We start from the raw sequence: 4,159 nt of genomic DNA, 5'->3' as shown, positions 1-4,159 counted from the left end.
TTCGGTCTTCTCGGCGAGATAGAGCAGAATCGCCCCCGATTCAAACACCGAGACCGGCGCACCGCCATCGGCGGGAGCGTTATCGACAATCACCGGCATGCGGTTATTCGGGCCGATCTTGAGGAACCCCGGGTCGAACTGATCGCCCTTGCCGATATTGATCGGCTTAATCTGGTACTCAAGCCCGGCTTCTTCGAGAAACAGGGTGATTTTATGGCCGTTCGGCGTGGGCCAATAGTAGAGATCAATCATCGCGCAGCACGCCCCTCACTGGTTCAGTTAACACCGTTCCAAGGTGGCGCGCGCGGCGCGGGAACGCAAGAGGGGGGAACGATTTACGCGCCTTGTTCCGCCGGTTGTGGCCGTTTGAACGGGCGCAACATCCGGGGCCAGAACTCCAGCCCGCCCGTCACCGCATCCGCCGTATCCTGCACGGCTTCGAGCCAATAGGAGAGCGGCGTTGCCGCCGTCAGATCGAGATCGGCTTCCACGGTGCCGTCTTCCTGATGCATCACGCCCATCAAGCGTTTCGCAATCCGGCGCATCGGCAGATTCTCCGGCAGGCACAGCATGGTGAGGCGTTGCGCGCCGCGATTGCGGGCAATCGTCACCGCCCGCGCCGTTAACTCGCGCCCCAGGCCCGCGCGCTGAAATTCGGGTTCGATGGAAATAGCAAGCTCGGCCCGCGCATCCGGCGAAGGCAGGGGCGAATCAAACGCGAGTTCGACGAAGCCGCGCAGCGTGCCCTCTTCGAAGACACCCACCGACACCGTGCGCGTCCAATCGAGCCCCGCATAGCGTTTTTCGATCCACTCGGAACTCACCGTGCTGTGAAAGCGCAAGCGACGGTCCGATGCCGGTAGGCGGCACAGATGCGCCGCCATTGCCGAGGCGTCGCTCGGTCCAAGTTTCCGAAAGTGACCCATAATACCCTCCTCGCCCAGCCCCGAAAGGCAGGATTGCATAGGTCCGGTTACGGATCGTTTTCTCCCAAGGCTCTTTTCTTGCAGTGCCGTTGTAACAGCCTGAAAAAAGCCAAAATCCCAGATATTCCTGAGAAAGCGCTATATTGCAGCGCAGCATTTTTGCTGACTACATAGGTAACCTCGCCTGACGTTTCCGTCAAGGGTTTCGGCAGCCAGATGGGGTGACGAAGATGTTTCGGGGCGCTAAGGTGCCTTGCAAAAAGCGCAGGTGGAAAAAGCGCAGGACGGAGGCACGCAATTGGATTTGATGACGGTAAGCGCCTTACTAGCAGGGGTCGGCTGGCTTTTGGGAGGGCCGTTGGGCGGGCTGATTCGCGAGTATGTTGGCGAAGCCTATCAAACGCTCACCACCGAAAAACCCTTGCCGCCGCCTGAGCAAGCGGTGAAATCCATCGCCTTCACCATCGGCGTTATCGCGCTGTCCGCCAAAATGGCCAAGGCCGATGGCGAAGTAACGCCCCCCGAAGTAACCGCGTTCCGGAAAATCTTCACCGTGTCACCGGAGGAGGCGGAAAAACGCCCGCCGGGTTTTCGACCTCGCGCGGAAAGATACGGCGGGCTTTGAAACCTACGCCCGCCAAATCGCCGCGCTCTTCGTGCCGGGCTCCCCCGTTCTGGAAGAGCTTTTGGGCGGGCTTGCCACCATCGCCCGCGCCGACCATGCGATTCACCCGGCGGAAATCGCCTATCTCCAGCAGGTCGCCGCGATTTTCGGCTTCGAGGGAACCGCGTTCCGAGGGGTGCTTCAGCGCCACCTGGGGCTTGCCGCGAGTTTGGACGATCCCTATGGAATTTTGGAGATGGCCCCGACCGCGTCCGACGCCGATCTGAAGGCCGCCTATCTGCGCCTCGTGAAGGAGCACCACCCGGACCGGTTGATGGCCGAAGGGCTACCGGCGGAAGCCATCGGCCTTGCCACCGAAACCTTGGCGTCGATCAATACCGCCTGGGATAAAATCAAACGGGAGCGCGGAATTTCGTAATCCCCCGCTCCCGGTTTTTTTTGCGCTCAGTCCCCGCTGGGGCTTTTCCTCGCATAAGCTCGGGCGCGCAGTCGCGCTTGCTAAGGCCTGAAGAGACGTATCTCTTCAGGCCTTAGAGCCTATTTCTTCTTCGCGGTCTCAATGCCAGCGAGAATCAGTTCCTTGGCCTTTTCGGGGCCGTCCCAGCCCAGCACCTTCACCCACTTGCCTTTTTCAAGGTCCTTATAGTGCGTGAAGAAATGCGAGATCTGGTCGATCAGGATTTCCGGCAGGTCGGTATAGGCTTCGACATCCTTATAGGCGGGCCACAGTTTCGTTGCCGGAACCGCGAGGATTTTTTCATCGACGCCGCTTTCGTCTTCCATCAGCAGCACGCCAACGGGACGGGCGCGGATGACGCAGCCGGGCACCACCGCATGATCGGTGACGACCATGATATCGACGGGGTCGCCGTCGCCGCTGAGCGTATGCGGGATGAAGCCGTAGTTCACCGGGTACACCATCGAGGTATGCACGAAGCGATCGACGAACAGCGCGCCGCTGTCCTTATCGATCTCATATTTCACCGGCGGCAGACCGCGCGGGTTTTCGATGATGACGTGCACATCGTCGGGCGGGTTCGGGCCGATGCTGATTTTCGACAGGTCCATCTTTTCCATCCAGGCCAAAAAAGGAATTTGCGGAAGAGGCAATAGCAGGCGCTTGTGTTCGAAGGCAAGAGAGCTTACCTGCGACCAATGGAGCGAGCGCTAAAGCTGCGACCTATTAATTGGCCGCAGCTTTAGAAAGCCGCCACTGCGGCGGCGGCCAAGGGCGCGGATGCGCCTGCCCGGCGAGGGCAAAAAATAGCGAGAGCGTCTTGCGTCCTATTTTACGCACGACGCTCGAGGAGAGGCAGAGATGGTTGAGGTCGAGTTTCGCAATCTACCCGTTCCAATTGTGCCGCAAACCGCCGACGAGGCGCAGCATCAGGCGCGGATGGTCGATGCCGGTTTCTGGCCCAAGCTGCGCCGCCTCGCCAGCCGCCTTCCCTTCGCCGAAGATTTGCTCGCGGCCTGGTATGCCAGCCGCGACCCGAAAACCCCGCGCAAGGTGAAAATCGGCCTCACCGCAGCGCTCGCCTATTTCATCCTCCCCATCGATACCGTGCCCGATTGGATCGCCGGGCTCGGCTATGGCGATGATTTTGCGGTCTTGCTCGCGGCGATCCGGCTTGCCGCGGAGGCAATCAAAGACAGTCACCGCGCGGCGGCGCAGACAATGCTGGAGAAGCTGCGGCGGGATTAGCTCCGGGCAGACCGTCGCGCCAGAACGGATTCACGCCACGCGATATAACAGGTGGAGACAGCAATAATCCCGGCCCCGACAAAGGTCAGTACATCGGGGATTTCGAAAAACACCAGATAGGCCAGCACCGCCGTAAACGGCAGGCGCAGATAGTCGAAGGGCATCACCATCGAGGCGTCGACCAAACTATAGGAGCGGGTCACGGCGATCTGGCCGAGGGTTCCCAGAACACCAATGAGGATCATCACCGCCCACATGGTTGGGCTCGGCGACTGCCAGACATAGAGCGCAGGGATGAGCACAATCGGGGCCGTCAGCAGCGAGAGATAGGCGACGATAGTCATCGAGGATTCCGTTGCCGAGAGGCGCTTCACCGTCAGAATTGACCCTGCCGAGGCCGCCGCCGCCCCCAGCGCCACCATCATATCGAGACTGAGCGGCACTTGCCCCGGCCGCAAGATGACCAGAACGCCGATGAACCCCACCGCCAGCGCGGCAATCCGGCGCAGGCGCAGCACTTCGCCCAAGAACAGCGCCGCGCCCAGGGTTACGAACAGCGGCGCGGTAAAACTGAAGGAAACACTATCGGCCAAAGGCAGATGGGCCGTGGCATAGAAGCCGCCCAAAAGCCCGGCGACGCTAAAAACCGTCCGCAACGCATAGGCCGGGAGGTTATTAGTGCGCAGAATAATCCAGCCTTGCCGCATCACAATCGGCACCAGCAACGGAATCCCCACGGCGATCCGCACAAAGGCCACTTGGAACGGATGCAGGTCCACCGTCGTCACCCGGATCAGCAGGCCCATCGTGGAAAACACCATCCCGGCAAGGATCATCCAGATTGCCGCCTGAACGGGCAGCGCACAGCGCTTGATTGCCGCATCCAAACTAGAATAGGGATGG

At 60.5% G+C, this 4,159-nt stretch carries 7 protein-coding genes and 1 pseudogene; 4 read left to right on the top strand and 4 right to left on the bottom strand.

The features are described from left to right. Both VZ95_RS13935 and VZ95_RS13930 read right to left on the bottom strand, forming a co-directional pair. Positions 1 to 252, bottom strand: a 252-nt coding sequence (locus VZ95_RS13935; protein ID WP_045776391.1) for a glutathione S-transferase N-terminal domain-containing protein, incomplete at its 3' end; no start/stop codon positions are given. An 83-nt stretch (positions 253 to 335) separates the two neighbouring features. After that, complete coding sequence (locus VZ95_RS13930) at positions 336 to 926, bottom strand: GNAT family N-acetyltransferase (RefSeq protein WP_045776394.1); 591 nt, start codon at positions 924 to 926, stop codon at positions 336 to 338. A 358-nt stretch (positions 927 to 1,284) separates the two neighbouring features. Between VZ95_RS13930 and VZ95_RS27250 the strand changes: the two genes are divergently transcribed. From VZ95_RS27250 to VZ95_RS29340, 3 genes and pseudogenes are all read left to right on the top strand, one after another. Continuing rightward, on the top strand, positions 1,285 to 1,551 hold the full coding sequence (locus VZ95_RS27250) for a TerB family tellurite resistance protein (protein ID WP_232302666.1): 267 nt from the start codon (positions 1,285 to 1,287) through the stop codon (positions 1,549 to 1,551). Between the two features lie 10 nt (positions 1,552 to 1,561). Next, positions 1,562 to 1,663: pseudogene (locus VZ95_RS29345) on the top strand (molecular chaperone DjiA); the annotation flags it as partial. A gap of 123 nt (positions 1,664 to 1,786) precedes the next feature. After that, positions 1,787 to 1,969 carry a J domain-containing protein gene (locus VZ95_RS29340; RefSeq protein ID WP_232302667.1) on the top strand — a complete coding sequence of 61 codons (183 nt, stop codon included), beginning with the start codon at positions 1,787 to 1,789 and terminating at the stop codon, positions 1,967 to 1,969. Between the two features lie 119 nt (positions 1,970 to 2,088). Here VZ95_RS29340 and ppa read toward each other — a convergent pair whose 3' ends face one another. Beyond that, entirely contained in the window at positions 2,089 to 2,619 is a 531-nt protein-coding gene (gene ppa / locus VZ95_RS13920) for an inorganic diphosphatase (protein ID WP_045776393.1), read from the bottom strand. Between the two features lie 250 nt (positions 2,620 to 2,869). Between ppa and VZ95_RS13915 the strand changes: the two genes are divergently transcribed. Then, complete coding sequence (locus VZ95_RS13915; RefSeq protein ID WP_045776390.1) at positions 2,870 to 3,256, top strand: YkvA family protein; 387 nt, start codon at positions 2,870 to 2,872, stop codon at positions 3,254 to 3,256. On the opposite strand, the gene VZ95_RS13910 is transcribed toward VZ95_RS13915, so the two are convergent. Further along, positions 3,253 to 4,159, bottom strand: a 907-nt coding sequence (locus VZ95_RS13910) for a DMT family transporter (protein WP_084627790.1), incomplete at its 5' end; no start/stop codon positions are given. The two genes, VZ95_RS13915 and VZ95_RS13910, sit on opposite strands and share 4 nt — an antisense overlap.

It is taken from the genome of Elstera litoralis (genome assembly GCF_000963705.1).
Lineage (GTDB): Bacteria > Pseudomonadota > Alphaproteobacteria > Elsterales > Elsteraceae > Elstera > Elstera litoralis.
This window is presented reverse-complemented; position numbering and strand designations above follow the sequence as displayed.

Coding starts and splice junctions, on each gene's coding strand:
- VZ95_RS13930 (WP_045776394.1), bottom strand. CDS start 926: ATGGGTCACTTTCGGAAACTTGGACCGAGCGACGCCTCGGCAATGGCG.
- VZ95_RS29340 (WP_232302667.1), top strand. CDS start 1,787: ATGGCCCCGACCGCGTCCGACGCCGATCTGAAGGCCGCCTATCTGCGC.
- ppa (WP_045776393.1), bottom strand. CDS start 2,619: ATGGACCTGTCGAAAATCAGCATCGGCCCGAACCCGCCCGACGATGTG.
- VZ95_RS13915 (WP_045776390.1), top strand. CDS start 2,870: ATGGTTGAGGTCGAGTTTCGCAATCTACCCGTTCCAATTGTGCCGCAA.